Source organism: Blastomonas sp. AAP25 (assembly GCF_001295965.1).
Lineage (GTDB): Bacteria > Pseudomonadota > Alphaproteobacteria > Sphingomonadales > Sphingomonadaceae > Blastomonas > Blastomonas fulva.
This window is the reverse complement of record NZ_LJHP01000020.1, coordinates 180,908-196,399: the sequence shown is the minus strand read 5'-3', so window position 1 is coordinate 196,399 and position 15,492 is coordinate 180,908. Positions and strand designations below refer to the sequence as shown.

The 15,492-nt window shown below is 67.8% G+C and carries 9 protein-coding genes; 4 read left to right on the top strand and 5 right to left on the bottom strand.

Annotated features, from left to right (window positions below; genetic code table 11):
- Positions 1-8: 8 nt before the first annotated feature.
- The 3 genes from IP68_RS14030 to IP68_RS14020 all read left to right on the top strand — a co-directional run bounded on the left by IP68_RS14030 (position 9) and on the right by IP68_RS14020 (position 6,732).
- The gene (locus IP68_RS14030; RefSeq protein ID WP_197275810.1) at positions 9-968 is read left to right on the top strand and encodes a FecR domain-containing protein; all 960 of its coding nucleotides are present in this window, start codon (positions 9-11) and stop codon (positions 966-968) included.
- Positions 955-3,366 carry a TonB-dependent receptor gene (locus tag IP68_RS14025; protein WP_054135617.1) on the top strand — a complete coding sequence of 804 codons (2,412 nt, stop codon included), beginning with the start codon at positions 955-957 and terminating at the stop codon, positions 3,364-3,366. Before IP68_RS14030 ends, IP68_RS14025 begins: the two co-directional genes overlap by 14 nt.
- Before the next feature lie 138 nt (positions 3,367-3,504).
- Positions 3,505-6,732: an autotransporter domain-containing protein gene (locus IP68_RS14020; RefSeq protein WP_054135616.1), complete on the top strand. Its 3,228-nt coding sequence runs from the start codon at positions 3,505-3,507 to the stop codon at positions 6,730-6,732.
- Positions 6,733-6,741: 9 nt separating this feature from the next.
- On the opposite strand, the gene IP68_RS14015 is transcribed toward IP68_RS14020, so the two are convergent.
- Entirely contained in the window at positions 6,742-7,722 is a 981-nt protein-coding gene (locus tag IP68_RS14015; RefSeq protein WP_054135615.1) for an alpha/beta hydrolase, read from the bottom strand.
- 339 nt (positions 7,723-8,061) lie between these two features.
- Here IP68_RS14015 and IP68_RS14010 point away from each other — a divergent pair, with 339 nt between their 5' ends.
- The gene (locus tag IP68_RS14010) at positions 8,062-9,201 is read left to right on the top strand and encodes a glycoside hydrolase family 68 protein (RefSeq protein WP_197275809.1); all 1,140 of its coding nucleotides are present in this window, start codon (positions 8,062-8,064) and stop codon (positions 9,199-9,201) included.
- 15 nt (positions 9,202-9,216) lie between these two features.
- Here the strand turns inward: IP68_RS14010 and IP68_RS14005 are convergent, their stop codons facing one another.
- From IP68_RS14005 to IP68_RS13990, 4 genes are all read right to left on the bottom strand, one after another.
- On the bottom strand, positions 9,217-10,218 hold the full coding sequence (locus IP68_RS14005; RefSeq protein WP_054135614.1) for a LacI family DNA-binding transcriptional regulator: 1,002 nt from the start codon (positions 10,216-10,218) through the stop codon (positions 9,217-9,219).
- Between the two features lie 100 nt (positions 10,219-10,318).
- Positions 10,319-12,028, bottom strand: coding sequence for a carboxylesterase/lipase family protein (locus IP68_RS14000; RefSeq protein WP_197275808.1), 1,710 nt, complete (start codon positions 12,026-12,028; stop codon positions 10,319-10,321).
- A gap of 69 nt (positions 12,029-12,097) precedes the next feature.
- Complete coding sequence (locus tag IP68_RS13995) at positions 12,098-14,248, bottom strand: TonB-dependent receptor (RefSeq protein ID WP_054135612.1); 2,151 nt, start codon at positions 14,246-14,248, stop codon at positions 12,098-12,100.
- Between the two features lie 76 nt (positions 14,249-14,324).
- Positions 14,325-15,425: an alpha/beta hydrolase gene (locus IP68_RS13990; protein WP_231684015.1), complete on the bottom strand. Its 1,101-nt coding sequence runs from the start codon at positions 15,423-15,425 to the stop codon at positions 14,325-14,327.
- Between the last annotated feature and the right edge of the window lie 67 nt (positions 15,426-15,492).

The following is a 15,492-nucleotide window of genomic DNA, read 5'->3' as shown; positions in this document are numbered from 1 at the left end:
CAGACATGATGACAGACACTGGTGACCATATCCGCCTCCAGGCGATCGACTGGGCCATCGCGACCCAGCACCCGGATTTTTCCGATTGGGACGGCTTTGCCCGCTGGCTGGAAGCCGACCCGCGCCACACTCTTGCCTATGATCAGGCGCTGGCGGCGGCGGGGAGCGTGGCAGATCTGGCCGCTCAGGCTGCGCCCGCCATGCCTCGTGCGGCCAATGACGAAGAAGTCGGGCCGCGCCAAAAGACCGTGCGCCGCCGCTGGATGATCGGTGCGCTGGCGGCCAGCCTGCTCGCGGTGATCGCCATTCCGGCCTGGCAGATGCGCCCGCAGCCTTACACCGTCACCACCGCGATGGGCGAGACGCGGAGCATCGATCTGCCCGATGGCAGCATGATCGTGATCAACGGCGGTTCGCGGCTCGGGCTGGATCGCGGCAACCCGCGCTTTGCCCGGCTGGAGACCGGAGAAGCGCTGTTCGAGGTGCAGCACGACGCGCGCGACCCATTTGTCGTCGAGGCGGGCGATGTCCGGCTGGTCGATGCCGGAACCGCGTTCAATGTCGTGCGGACCGGCAGCGATCTCGATGTCGCGGTTTCCGAGGGCGTGGTGATCGTCAATCCCGAGCGGGAAAATGTTCGCCTGCCTGCAGGACGCCGCGCGGTCATGGCAGGCGCAGGCAGCGGGATCATGCTGTCCGATGTCGTGCCCGATCAGGTTGGCAGCTGGCGATCGGGACGGCTGAGCTTTGCTGGCACCAGCCTGGCTGCGGTCGCCGCGGCATTGGAGCGGGGGCTGGGCACGCGCATCCTGGTTCACCCCTCTATCGCCGCGCGCCCGTTCAGCGGGGTGGTGCAGATCAGCGGCAGGGGCGCAGGCGCGGTGGCAGCGATCGCGCCGGTGCTGGGCACCCGCGCGGTGCGCCGGGCCGATGGCTGGGAGCTGGTGAGCGACGATGCGCTGCCTTAGCCTGACGATGCTCGCGCTGCCGCTGGCGGCGCTGGCATCGCCCGCGCAGGCCGAAGCGCCGGTGCGGATCGACATCGCGGCGGGCAGGCTGGACACCGCCATCATCGCCCTGGGGCGGCAGGCGGGAATCAGCATCGGCCTGACCGACCGGCAGATCGGCGCGCACCGGGTGCGCCGGTTGCGCGGCACCATGACCACGCGCGAGGCGCTCGACCGGCTGCTGGAGGCCAGCGATGCCCGCGCGGTGCGGCTGGCGGCCGATCATTGGCGCATCGTGCGCGCGCCGGTCACCGCGAGGCGCAGCGGCGCGCCGATCCGGCTCGCAATGGCCGTGCCCTCGTCCTTGCCCGAACCGATCCACGAAATCGTCGTCACCGCGCAGCGCCCGCCGCCCGAGGCGCTGACTCGCGACACCTTTGGCCACATCCGGCTGGAGGGCGACTTTGCGCTGGGGGGGCAGGGCCGAGGGTCAGATGCGCTGGTCGAACGGCTGCCCACTCTGGGCTCCACCCAGCTTGGACCGGGGCGCAACCGGCTGTTCCTGCGCGCGATTTCGGATTCCAGCTTCAACGGCCCAACCCAGGCGGTGGTCGGCCAGTATCTGGGCTCGGCGCGGCTCAACTACAATGCGCCCGATCCGGACCTGAGGCTGGTCGATCTCGCCACGGTCGAGGTGCGGCAGGGGCCGCAGGGTACCCTTTATGGCGCGGGCACGCTGGGCGGGGTGATCCGGCTGCTCCCCAACCTTCCCGATTCGCGCGACTGGCAGGCAGCGCAGTCGCTCTCGCTCGCCGCCACGCAGAACGGCGATCCCTCGTTCGATGGCAGCGCGATGCTCAACATTCCCGTCGTCGAGGGGGCGGTGGGCCTGCGCGCGGTGGTCTATGGCGCGCGCGACGGCGGCTATATCGACGACCGCCTGCGCGGGCGCAACGATATCAACCGCGTCGATACCGTGGGCGGGCGCGTGCTGGCGCGGATCGAGCCGGGTGCGGGATGGACCATCGACATGATGGCCGCTGCGCAGGATATCGACGGGCGCGACAGCCAATATGCCGACCGGCTGGGCGATGGCCTCGACCGGGCAAGCCCGTTCGCGCAGCCCTTTCGCAGCCGCTTCCGGCTGGGCCAGCTGGCGGTGGGCAAGCAATGGGACAGCTTCGAGCTGCTCTCGACCACGACGCTGACCGGGCTGGACCTCACCGAAACCTTCGATGCCAGCGTCCCCGGCCAGGCGCCCAGCCTGTTCCGCCAGCGCGGCGAGACGCGGCTGGTCACCAACGAGACCCGGCTGTCGGGCGAAACCGCGGGCGGGATCGGCTGGCTGGTCGGCACCAGCCTGCTCAGCAACCGCTACCGTATCCGCCGCGCGCGCGGCGAGGTGGCGCGCGCAGCGGCGATCACCGGGATCGAAAACGGGGTGGACGAAGCGACCGCCTATGCCGATCTCGCCATCCCCGCGACCGACCGGCTGTTTCTCGATCTGGGCGGACGGCTCAGCCATATGCGGCTGTCGGGCGAAGCGCTGGATTCACCCTTCCTCTCGGTCGCCGCGCTGGCACGCAGCAATGCGCGGCGCACCCAGACCGCCTTCCTTCCCTCGGCGGGGCTGCGCTACCGTTTTTCGGACGGTTTGTCGGCGCACGCGCGCTATCAGGAGGGCTTTCGCCCCGGGGGCATCGGCGTGCGCGACCAGATGGTGCGCCGCTACCGCCCCGACACCGTCTCGGCGGTGGAGGCGGGCCTTGCGTTTTCCGCCGATACGCTGAGCGGCGACGTGACGCTGGCCTATACCCGCTGGCGCAACATCCAGGCCGATCTGATCGATGCGGACGGGCTGCCGGCGACAGAAAACATCGGCAACGGGCGCATCGTCACGCTGGATGCGACGCTGGCCTGGCGCCCGGTAAGCGCGGTTTCGATCGAGGCCTCGGCGGTCTGGGCCGACAGCCGTCTGGTCACGCCCGCAGCGGGAATCTTCGTGCTGCCTGCCAACCGCGCGAACTTCGATTTTGCCTCGATCCCCGCAGGCGCGGTGGTGGCAGAGACCAACGACCTTCCCAATGTCGCGCGCTTTTCCGGGCGGCTGGCGGGCAGCTATCGCGCGTCGCTGGGCGCTGTGGGCGATCTCAGCATCAGCGGATCGCTGCGCTATGTCGGGCGGTCGCGGCTGGGCATCGGGCCGGTGCTGGGGGTGCAGCAGGGCGATGTGCTCGACACCGGCGTTTCGGCCAGCCTGGCGCGCGAGCGCAGCACCTTCTGGATCCAGGCGACCAACCTGTTCGATGCCCGCGGCAACCGCTTCGCGCTCGGATCGCCGTTCACCTTGCCCTGGGGCGAACAGACCACGCCGCTGCGCCCGCGCACCATCCGGATCGGCGCGGACTTCAGCTTCTGACAGAAATTATCCATATTTCGCAGAATGTTGCTCCGAATATGCGCAGCCTTTCGGTGAGTGCCATGCGGGTCTGATTCGTCCGCAGCGTCTTGGTGAGTGAACCCACACACTTCCCTGAAAGACCCTGAAAGGACGATCATGCGCCTCTTGCTGGCTTGTACCTGTTTGACTCCCGTATCGCTGCTGCTCCCCCAGGCTGCGGCGCTTGCCGAAACCAGCGTGACCACCGCGCGTACCACGCCGATCGCGACCGCCACGGCCAACAATGGCGCTGCCGACAGCATCAAGATCACCTCGGCTGGATCGATCAAGCCTGCATCGGGAGGCGTTGCGGTGACGGTCAACAGCAACCACAATGTCACCAACGAAGGCACCATCCAGACCACCGATGCCAGCAATTCCGCCGGGATCGTCGCGGCCGCGGGGACCAGCGCGACCATCACCAACTCGGGCACGATCACCATCGACGAGACCTTTGCGCCGACCGACACCGACAATGACGGCGATCTCGACGGACCGTTTGCGCAAGGCCAGAACCGCTTCGGCATCCGCACCCTGGGCGCGCTCACCGGATCGGTGATCAACGCTGGCACCATCACCATCGAGGGCAATTCGAGCGCGGGCATCAGCCTGGAGGGCCCTTTGACCGGATCGCTGACCAGCAGCGGTTCGGTATCGGTGCGCGGCGACAATTCCGCCGGAATCCGCGCCGGTGCGGTCAGCGGCAATGTCGCGCTCACCGGCTCGATCGCGACTGTCGGCGCGAACGCCATCGGTGTTGCGCTGACCGGGCCGATCGGCGGCGCGCTCACCGTGCAGGGCAGCATCACCTCCACCGGCTATCGCAGCGCCACCCCGCCTGCCGATGTCAGCAAGCTCGATGCCGATGATCTGCTGCAGGGCGGCCCGGCGCTGCAGGTGTCAGGTTCGGTCGCAGGCGGCATCCTGCTCGATGTACCGCCGCCCAACACCAAGCCCGATGACAAGGATGAGGACAAGGACGGGATCGAGGACGACAAGGAAGGTACCGCGACGATCACGTCGTTCGGCTCGGCCGCTGCCGTGCAGATCGGCTCGGCGACCGGCGCGGTCGCCATCGGCGCGGTGGGCGGCAGCGCGGCTGCGGGCAACGGCCTGGTGATCAACGGCCGCATCCTGGGCAGCGGCGTCTACAAGGATGTCGCGGGCAACGGTCTGGTGATCGGCGGCCTCGGCCAGGCCACCACCATTACCGGCGGCGTGCTCAACAACGGCGCGGTCTCCGCTGCATCGAACGGAGGCAACGCCACCGCGATCCGCATCGGCGCGCTCGCCAGCGTGCCGGGATTGCGCAACACCGGCACGATCGAGGCGGGTGGCGGCTCGGTCGCCGCCAACCAGGTGCGCGCGGTGGTGATCGATGCGGGCGGATCGCTCGCAGGGATCACCAACAGCGGTAGGATCACCGCCAACGCAGCGGGCGAGGGTTCTGCCGTCGCGATCGCCGACCTGTCGGGATCGCTCCGCACGATCGAGAACAGCGGCACGATCAGCGCGGTTGCCGCCAAACCCGCAGCGGGCCGCGCGATCGCGATCGATCTGGCCGCCAACACCAGCGGTGCCACCATCCGCCAGAGCGCGGCGACGCCCACGGGCAAGCCTTCGATTACCGGCGATATCCGGCTGGGATCGGGCAGTGATCTGCTCGAGGTGTCGGCTGGCACGATCACCGGCGCGATGCAGTTCGGTGCGGGCAGCAACCGGTTGCTGGCGAGCGGCGAAGCGCTGCTCACCGGTGATGCGACCTTCGGCAGCGGCGCCGATACGGTGCAGCTGGCAGGCAAGTCGGCGCTGGTCGGCAGGCTGGACCTGGGCGGCGGCGCCGACACGCTCGCGCTCTCTGGCTCCGCGCAGTTCCGCGGCACGCTGGCGGGTGCCGGGCAGGCAGCGGTGACGGTTGCGGGGGGATCGCTTGGCATCACCAGCCCCGGAACCGTGACGCTGGGCTCGCTCGCGGTCACCGACCAGGGCATGCTCGGCGTGACCATCGACGGCAAGGCGGGCACCGCCACCCGGCTCGACGTCGCAGGTGACGCCAGTTTTGGCGCAGGCTCGCGGCTGGGCGTGACCCTGGTCAATGTCAGTCAGTCGGAAGGGACCTACCAGATCCTGTCGGCAGGCCGGCTGACGGGCAGCGCCAATCTCGTCGCCTCCAGCATCGCGCTGCCGTTCCTGTTCAAGTCAAGCGTGACGGGCAATGACGCCGCGGGCACCGTTGCGGTCGACATCAAGCGCAAGACCGCCACCGAGCTCAGCCTTTCGGCCTCGCAGGCGCGCGCCTATGATGCGGTGTTCAAGGCGCTGGACAGCGATGCACAGGTGGCAAACAGCTTCCTGTCGATCGCCAATGCCGAGCAGGCGGGCGCCGCGGTGCAGCAGATGCTGCCCGATCACGCCGGGGGAACCTTCGCCACCGTGACCCAGGGCTCGCGCGCGACCGCGCGGTTCCTCACCGATACCGCAGCGCCCTATAGCGATCAGGGCGGCTGGGGCTTCTGGCTGCAGCAGACCGTTTGGGGCAGCGAAAAGGCCAACCGGGGCACCGCCGCATTCGACACCAGCGGCTGGGGTGCAACCGGCGGGGCTGAGATCAAGGCAGGCGATGTCGGCAGGTTTGGCGTCTCGCTCGCCTATCTCAACGGCAAGAACCACGATCAGGACACCGGCAACGAGGTGCGGTCTGACCAGTATGAGCTGGCGGCGCACTGGCGCGGCGACTGGGGCCCGCTGCGCGCCTTTGCCCGCGGTTCGTTCGCGCAGATCGACTTTGAAGGCACGCGCCGCTTCGCCTTTGCGCAAGGCACCAATGTGATCGAACGCAATGCCCGCGGAACCTGGTCGGGCCAGCTCTACAGCGCCTCGGCGGGGCTGGGCTATGAGGCGAAGATCGGCAGGCGCTTTGCGCTGCGGCCTTCGGCCTCGATCGACTATTACCGGCTCGACGAGGACGGCTTTGCCGAGACCGGCGGCGGCGATGCGTTCAACCTGACGGTGGACAAGCGCAGCAGCGACGAGATCGCGGTCAACGGCACGCTGGTGGCGGGCTATGACCTCGGCAGCCTGGCAGCGGACGCGGTGTGGCTGCGTGCCGAGATCGAAGGCGGGCGCCGCCAGATCATCGGCGGCTCGCTCGGCGCGACCACCGCGCGCTTCAAGGGCGGCGCGGCGTTCAGTTTGCTCCCCGATGCGCGCAACGATGGGTGGATCGGCGGGCTGAGGCTGGTCGGCGGACAGAGCGGCTTTTCGCTGGCGGGCGAAGTCGGCGCCGAGGAGCAATATGAGAAGATTGCCCTCAACGCCCGGGTGTCGCTGCGCGTCGGCTTCTAGCGGCTGCGCCTATCCGGTGTGCCGCCTGAGAAACGCATCGAACAAGGCCGGCCATTGCCCTGCGGGGGCATTGGCCGGCCCGATGCCGAAGCCATGCCCGCCTTCCTCGAAGTAATGCGTTTCGACCGGACGACCGGCGGCGAGCATCGCGTCCATGAACAGCGCGCTGTTGGGATAGGGCACCGCCGTATCGTCGAGCGCGTGGACCAGGAAGGTGGGCGGTGTGGCCGCATCGACATGAAGCGCCGGTGAGCGAAGCGCGATGCGGTCAGCGCCGGGCGACGGGCCCAGCAGCGTCTCGGCCGACAAGCCATGGGTGTGCGGCGCGCTCGCGGCAATCACCGGATAGATCAACCCCGCGCTCATTGGCCTCGCGTCCAGACTGTCCGCCACGTCGCGGGGAGCATAGACCTGGTCCTCGCTCACGGTAATCAGCGAGGCAGCCAGATGGCCCCCGGCGGAAAAGCCCAGCACCGCAACCGTGGCCGGATCGATCGCATAGCTCTGCGCACGCGCGCGGATGATCCGCATCGCCCTTTGCGCATCCTGCAGCGGCACATTCCATCGCTCGGCCCAGCCTTCGCCAGGCAGGCGGTAGACCAGCACGAAGACGGTATAACCCAGCGCGGTCAGCACCCGGGCGACATCGGTCCCCTCGTTGCGGATCGAGACGAAATTGTAGGCGCCGCCGGGGATGGTCAGCACGGCGCGGCCATTGCTCTTCTCTGGCCGGAAGACACGCATCTCGGGGCGCGCGACGCCGGTGATGAACACCGGATCGAGCGTGGCCGATCGGATCGGCGCGCTGGCGGGGGCACCGGGCGGGGGGCCATCCCACAGCGCGATCGATGGCGCTGTGGTCCATTCGGGCGGCAGCGGGCCGGTGCCCTGCGGGATCTGCAGCGCCTCGCGTGCATCGAGTGCGGGCACGTTCATCAGCAACACTCCACTCGCCAGCAGCATCTGCCTGCGGTTGACCTGCCAGCGCATTGCGTTCTCCCGCGGATCGATGCCGGGGCATCGGGGTGGTTCGTCCTTGCTATCATCGTGGCACGCTTGATCACAAAAGAGAAGATTGCGCAATCGATTGCTCTTGCCTAAGGTCGCCGACAAGCGTTGCCCGCAAGGGCGACGGACAAGGGGCGAGGGTCTTGCAAATATGCCTTTTGACGGGGGCAGCGGCGGCTTTCAGGTGACTGCACCGCGGTGCCCGGGCGGCATCCCCTTCGGAATATGGTGTAACGTTTACGCGGGGGCAGGCCCCTGCTGCGGCTGGGAAAGGGAATTTGGAATATGGTAACCGGTGTGGGCACAACAGACGAAGCGGTTGTGCTTGCAACATCTCACGCGCCCACCGTCTGGACCGCGGGCGATCTGGCAACGCTGATGCGCGACCCTGCCAACACCATTCCCGCCTTCGCGCTGGACAGCAGCGCGCGGGTTCCCGGCTTCGATCTGTGGGACATGTGGCCGGTCGAGCATGAAGATGGCCGCCTGCCGCGCTTCGACGGCGCCGCTTTGTGGATGGTGCTGGCAGCTACCGTCGAGCCCGATCCCGATTCCCGCCACATGGTTGCGCGCATCTATCTTGCCAGCGAACGCCATGGCCGCTGGACGCTGCACCAGCCGGTGTTTCCGGAAGGCTTCACCCCCGGCGACCGCGAATGGTCGGGATCGGCGGTGCTCGACGACACAGGCACGCGGCTCACCGTCCACTTCACCGCCGCCGGGCGTCGCAACGTGCCCGGGCCCAGCCTGGAGCAGCGCCTGTTCGAGGCGAGCTGCAGTTTTGCCGCCACCGATGGCGGGATCATCCTGTCCGACTGGTCGGCACCGCAGGAAACCGCGGTCGCCGACGGGATCGACTACCAGGTCGCCAACCAGACCGAAGGCCGCGGCGGCGAAATCCTGGGCTTTCGCGATCCCGGCTTTTTCCGCGATTCCACCACGGGCCGCGCCTACCTGTTCTTTACCGGATCGTGCGCGCGTTCGTCCTCGCGGTGGACGGGCAATATCGGGGTCGCGCGGCAGGACGACGCCGGCGGCGCGTGGCAGATGCTGCCCCCGGTGCTCAGTGCGGCGGGCGTCAACAACGAGCTCGAACGCCCGCACATGCGCCAGCGTGGCGGGCACTACTATCTGTTCTGGTCGACCCAGGCGAAGGTCTTTGCCGAGGACATCGTGGCACCCACCGGGCTGTATGGCGCGGTGGCGTCTTCGCCATTGGGTCCGTTCACGCTGCTCAACGGCACCGGGCTGGTTGCAGGCACCCCGCCCGAATGCCCCGCGCAGGAATACAGCTGGTGGGTGCTGGACGACCTGCAGGTGATCGGGTTCGCAGACTTCCCCGGCATCCGCGACATGGGGCTGATCGTCGACGCCGCGCAGCGCCGCGCGCATTTTGCGGGTTATCCCGCGCCGTTCTTTCGCATCGCGCTCGACGGCGCGACGGCGCGCGTGGTCGGCTGACGCCAGCGCAGGGTCTCAGGTCGATCCGCGGATGATCAGCTGCGGTTCGATCTGCTGCGAGACGGTGTCCTCGCCCGCAATCCGCCGGAACAGCGTCTCGGTGAGCAGTTGCGCGCCGTGGCGTAGCTGCTGGTCGATGGTGCTGAGCGGCGGCGCCATATGCTCTCCGATCGGTAGGCCGTCATAGCCGATTACCCTGACGTCTTCGGGCACGCGCTGGCCCAGATCGCGCAGCGCGCGGATGACGCTGATCGCGGTGACATCCGATCCCGCGACGATCCCGTCGGGCATGTGCGGCAGCGCCGCGAGCTTTTCGCGGACATCGGCATAAGCGGCGTCGGGCTCGAAATGGGTCGGGATTTCCTCGAGCGGTGCCAGTCCCGCATCGATCAGCGCCGCACGCGCGCCATCGGCGCGCTCGCCGAATTCGGAACCCTTGATCGGCCCGGCATAGGCAATCCGGGTGCAGCCGCGCTCGACCAGATGCATCGTCGCCATGCGCCCGCCCAGACGGTTGTCCGAGCCGATCGAGCAATGGTGCTGATCGGGCGAATGCCCGCCCCACACCACCATCGGCTGGTAGCGCCGGGATACCGTCTCGATGACATGGAACTGGTCCGATTGCCCCACCACGACGATGCCATCGACCCGCCCGCTGCCGATAAAGCGGTCCATCCAGCGGTCGTTGCGCGGCAGCACGCGCGAGAGCAGCATGTCATAGCCGTTCTCAGCGAAGGCATCGGCCAGAAAGCCGGTCATGGTGTTGAAGAACGGGTCGGAGAGGTGCTGCAGCGCCTCGTGGCCCAGCGGAACCAGCACGCCGATGGTCATGGTGCGCTGGGTGCGCAGGTTGCGCGCGGCGATGTTGGGCTGATAGCCCAATTTCTCGGCCAGTGCGGCTATGCGCTTGCGGGTTTCCTCGCTGACGCGGCCCGATCCGGTCAGCGCGCGTGAGGCGGTCGCCGTGGAAACCCCGGCGAGTTCGGAAAATTCCTTCAGATTCTTGACGCTGACCATCGGATCCTTCGTATCCGCCCGTGCGGTGCGGGCAGAGGCTGCTGACACCCCGCACACTTCCTACACGCGGCTGCGCATCGGGCCAATGGCCGATATACCATTACTTCAGGCTGGCCCGCTCGGCCGCGTCGATTTCCGCGATCATGCGAGGACCGGTGTCGAGCCGCAGCGATGGAAACGCCCCGGCTGTCACCGGCTGCCAGACGGGCAGCGCGCTGGCGCTGGGCACGCCGGTGGCGGCAAATGCGACCAGCGCCTGCGACATCTGCTTGGCCAGCGCGCGCCCCCCTGCGCCGCCGCCGGTCATCGACGCGCAGGCGGCGGCATTGTCGAACCAGAAGGGGATGTCGAGGCAGTGGAACGATCGCGGTCGTCCCTCCAGGATCGGGGTCGCCCAAGTGAACCAGTACAGATAGGTGGGGGCGGCGTCGGCGGCGATCCGGCGCGCGGCCTGATCGATCACCGCCTGCCGGATGGGAGCCGTGGCGATACGGCTCCACAGGTCGAACGCAGAGGCATCGGGGTTCGCGGCACGGAAGGCGCGCACGATGGCCTCGCCTTGCCCGGGGACGAAGCGTTCGGCGCGCGCGTGCAAGCCCTGCTCGGTCATCGCCTCGACCTCCGGCTGGTTGATCCCGGTGACGAACTCGTTGAGCGTCGAGCCGATGATCAGCGGGACCTTGGGATCGGTCAGCGGCACGCCGGGCGCGCCGGGTGTCGGCAGGATGTTGCGGCCATCGACCACGGGGGCGAAATTGAGCATCTGTGCGATGCGGCGCACGTCGATGAAGCCGTCGAAGCCGGGGTTGATCTTCGCCATGACCTTTTCGGCGGCTGCGCGCAGCGTGGCATAGGGCAGCGCCTGCAGCGCCGCGATATCGCCCCTGGCGATCCCCAGCTCTGCCAGCAGCAAGGCCGAAAGCCGCGCACTGCGATCGGGGGTGTTGAACATCGCGAACGATCCGCTGAGGATCGCCGCACGGTGGAACAGGCCGCGCGCGGCGGGCATCGCCATCAGCGCGGTGACCTTGGCACCGCCCCCCGACTGGCCGAAGATGGTGACGCGGTCGGGGTCGCCGCCGAAGCGCGCGATGTTGTCGCGTACCCAGGCGAGCGCCGCGACGATGTCGAGCATGCCGACATTGCCTGAATCTTCAAAGCCCTCGCCCCAGGACGACAGATCGAGAAAGCCCAGCAGGTTGAGCCGGTGGTTGAGCGTGACCACCACGGCATCACCGGTGCGGGCGAGGTTCTCGCCGTCAAAGGCGGGGATGTCATGCCCCGATCCCGCGGCAAAACCGCCGCCGTGCAGCCAGACCAGCACCGGGCGGCGCGCGTCGTAAAGCCCGGGCGTCCAGATATTGAGACGCAGGCAGTCCTCGTCCTCGACCGCATCGTTCCAGCGGAAGATGAAGGCCTCTTCGTCGTTGAACCGTCCGGTGCCCTTGTCCTGCGGAGCGATCGGGCCATAATGCAGCGCCGAGCGCACACCCTGCCAGGGGGCTACCGGCCGGGGCGGGCGAAAGCGGTTGGCGCCGCCTGTCGGCGCGGCATAGGGCACGCCCTTGAAGATCGTGACCCGCCCCTTGCGATAGCCGCGCAGCCGCCCGCTCGCGGTCCTGGCGGTGACCTGCGCAGGGTCGGTGCTGATTTCGGGATTGGCGGGGTCGGGGGCAGGTGTCTTGGCATCGGCCAGGCTGGCGGATGCAGGACAGAGCGCAAGGCCGGTGGCCAGCGCAGCCCCCGTCATGATCCCGCGACGATCGGGATCGGTGGGCGAGGCGGGGCTGGCTTCCTCCGGCTTGGGCATGGCATGGGCCTCCAGCGACGCGGCACGCGGCGTGCCGTCCGTCGCCGGAAGCACGCCGCGTGCACGAGCTCAGTTGGTGTTGACGCGGAAGGTGATGCCGAAGGTGCGCGGGCGGGGCCCGGCCAGCAGCGTCGGGCCGTTGGCAGATGTCGGCCCGCGCAGATCGGACAGGTTGTCGCCGAACAGCCGCACTTCATAGCGGTCGAAGCGCACGCCCAGGCTGGCCTGATACAGCTCGTACGGATCGATCTCGTCGACCACCGCATCGCCCAGCCGCGATCGGCCGATAAAGGTGGCCGAACTGGTGGCGAAGAGTTCGACATTGCCGATCTTGCGCTCGTAGCTCGCATCCAGGCGGAAGTTGTGCTCGGGCGTGTTGAGCAACCTCAGCCCGTTGGCGATGCGCGGATCGGCACCGGCAAAGGCGGGGCGCACGCGGGTGAACTTGGAATCGTTGATGTTGCCGATGGCGTTGATCGTGAGGCCGGGCAGCGGCGTGCGCCAGGTCGCCTCGATATCGATCCCCTGCGCCTTGCCGTCGCCCAGATTGGCGAACGCCGACAGGCCGATCGAGGTGTTGAATGCGCTCTGGATGTTGGTGTACTTGATGTCGTACAGGCTGACCGCGACGCGCAGTGCGCCATCGAACAGCGATCCCTTCACGCCCACTTCGAGGTTGCGCAACTTGTCCGGCGTCAGCGAGATGTCGCTGGGCACGCCATCGGCGATCACCGCATCGGCCTGTGCCTGCGATTGCAGGATGCCGCTGCGGAAGCCTGTTCCGGCGTTGAAGAACATCATCCAGTCGGGCGACGGATTGATTGCGATGTTGGCACGCCAGGTCAGCGCATCGGGCTTGGCCCGGCTGGCCACCGCAACGCCGTTCGAGATCGAATCCGATTCGCGCTCGTCCTTGAAGTAGCGAAGGCCGACCAGCGGCGTGATCAGGCCGTCGAACAGCTCGTAGCTGGCTTCGGTGAACAGCGCCGCGTTTTCGGTCTTGGTGATCGTCCGCCCGCTCAGCGCAAAGGCCGGGAAGGTCAGGTTGAAGGTATAGAGGCTGCGGGCGTTCTGGTAGAAGATCCCGGCAACGCCCTTGAACGGACCGGGGGTCGAGGTCGCCAGCCGCAGTTCGTTGACGAAGTTGCGCGCATCGCCGCCATTTTCGAGAACCCCGATGCCCAGCGGCGCGCCGAGGTTGAGACCGACCTGGAAACCGCCGGGAAGCGACTTCTGGTAGGAGGTCGCGTTGGTCAGCGTGAAATCGCCGATCTCGCGGGTGATGGTGTTCGACGCATACCAGGCGCGGCGACGGTCGAAACCGACGACATCGCCCTGGAAAGAGGCGAACGGCGGATCGAGCGAGTTGATGACGTTGAGGTACTTCTGGTCGGTGCTGAAATACCAGGCGCGGGTGCGCACCGTGGTCTTGTCATCGGCCTGCCACAGCAGCACCGCCTGGATGTCCTTGGCGGTGGCGTCGTTGGCGTTGCGCTCGCGCGGGACACCGGTGGGGGCACCGGCAAAGATATCGGCAGTGCCCGACCGGCGGTCATAGCCGCCGCTGATCCGCAGGCCCAATTTGCCGGGAACGATGGGCACCGAAAACGCCGCCGCACCGCGATAATTGGGATCGCCTGCCGATCGCGTGCCCGACAGCTCGACCTCGCCGGCATAGGTCACCTGGTCCAGGTCCGGGTTCTTGGTGCGATAGATGATCGTGCCGGCCGACGAACCAAGGCCATACAGCGTGCCCTGGGGGCCGCGCAGCACTTCCACCTGTTCGATATCGAAATATTGCACCGGCGGCGCGGCCTGGTTGTTGGGCACGCCAAACGGGGTGTCGTCGAGATAATAGCCGATCAGGCCATCGCCGATCGGGCCGCCTGCGCCCGAGCCGCGGAACGAGAAGATGCGATAGCCCGCGCCGATTTCCTGCGCCTGCGATGCGCCCGGGATCAGTTGGATGAGATCCGAGCCATCGCGGATGTTGCGCTCCTTGAGCGTACCGCCATCGAACGCCTGGATGGCATAAGGCACCTTGTCGAGCGTGACCGCGCCAGTCTTGCTGGCGGTGACGACGATCTCGCCGCCCGCCGGGGCATCATCGTCCTGCGATGCGCTGTCTTGCGCATGCGCCGGCAGCGCAAACAGCGCGGCGGCAGCGGCGGCGCCTGCAAGCCGGGTGCGCACGGCACGGAAACGGAAACTGGCCTTCATGAGATCCTCCCTAGGTTCTGGTTTTTGCGTAATCGATTGTGCAAATAGTGTCAAACTGGCTCTTTATCGTGGCGCCTCAGCCCGATGCGGCGGCGCGGTCGCGGAAAGCCGCGCCCAGCGCGAGTTTCCACGAGGCGATGAAGGTGCGTGATGCGCGGGATCTGGGGGCGATGAAATCAAAGCCATGATAGGCGCCCGGAACCACCAGCAATTGTGTCGGCACGGCGTGCGCGATCAGCCTTTGCGCATAAGCGATGTTTTCATCGACGAACAGGTCGATCGCGCCGACGCCGATAAAGGTCGGCGGCAGCCCGGACAGATCGCTGGTGCGCGCAGGCACCGCGCCGCTCGGCACGCGATCGCTTCCGGCGGGCACCCCCATCAGGCTGCTCCATCCGACCGCGTTGCCTGCCTCGTTCCAGCCGATGGTGCCGATGAACGGCGGCACGCGGCGGGTGGTGCCGGTGCGGTCGTCGAGCATGGGATAGATCAGTACCTGATAGCACAGCGGGACGCTGCCGCGGTCGCGCGCGGCAATCGCCAGCATCGCGGCCATGCCGCCGCCTGCGCTTTCGCCCATCACCGCGATCGAGTTGGGGTTCACGCCCAGTTCGGCGGCATTGGCGTGCAGCCAGACCAATGCCGTGTGGCAATCCTCCAGCGGGCCGGGAAACACGGTTTCGGGCGACAGCCGGTATTCGACCTCGACCACCACGCAGTCGAGCTCTTCGGCCAGCTGCTGCGATGCGACGAACGTGTCCTGCATCCGGCCCAGGATGAAGCCGCCGCCATGGATGTGCAGCACCGCGGGGCGGTTGCCGCCATCGCGCCTGGCGCCGATCACCGCGATGCTGACCTCGGGCTGGCCCTTCGTGCCGGGGATGCGGCGCATCTCGATGGCGGGGGCAGGCGCGGGCATTGGCGCGGCGGGTGGCGGGACGCCCTGGCGCATCGCCAATATGGCCTTGTGATCGAGCGGATCGGGCAGCGGGCGCGACAGGATGAGCTCGGCGCCCTCGCGCAATTCGGGGTCGACCAGCATCAGCGGATCGATCTTTGCATGGGCAGTGCCGGCAGGGATCGCAGCGAGCGCCGCAGCACCCTTGCCGTTGAGCAGCGCAGGCATGGCCGCTGCGCCCAAGGCCGCGATGCCGAACGATCTGCGCGTGATTGTCACCTTCAAAACCCCCTCGCTGAGTCGCCCTTCTTGCGAGGCGCACCCTTTGTGTAATCGTTTTCATACA

Excerpts from the sequence above, each read along its gene's own strand:
- IP68_RS13995 (WP_054135612.1), bottom strand. The coding sequence starts at position 14,248 with ATGAAGGCCAGTTTCCGTTTCCGTGCCGTGCGCACCCGGCTTGCAGGC.
- IP68_RS14030 (WP_197275810.1), top strand. The coding sequence starts at position 9 with ATGACAGACACTGGTGACCATATCCGCCTCCAGGCGATCGACTGGGCC.
- IP68_RS14000 (WP_197275808.1), bottom strand. The coding sequence starts at position 12,028 with ATGCCCAAGCCGGAGGAAGCCAGCCCCGCCTCGCCCACCGATCCCGAT.
- IP68_RS14005 (WP_054135614.1), bottom strand. The coding sequence starts at position 10,218 with ATGGTCAGCGTCAAGAATCTGAAGGAATTTTCCGAACTCGCCGGGGTT.
- IP68_RS14025 (WP_054135617.1), top strand. The coding sequence starts at position 955 with ATGCGCTGCCTTAGCCTGACGATGCTCGCGCTGCCGCTGGCGGCGCTG.
- IP68_RS14015 (WP_054135615.1), bottom strand. The coding sequence starts at position 7,722 with ATGCGCTGGCAGGTCAACCGCAGGCAGATGCTGCTGGCGAGTGGAGTG.
- IP68_RS14020 (WP_054135616.1), top strand. The coding sequence starts at position 3,505 with ATGCGCCTCTTGCTGGCTTGTACCTGTTTGACTCCCGTATCGCTGCTG.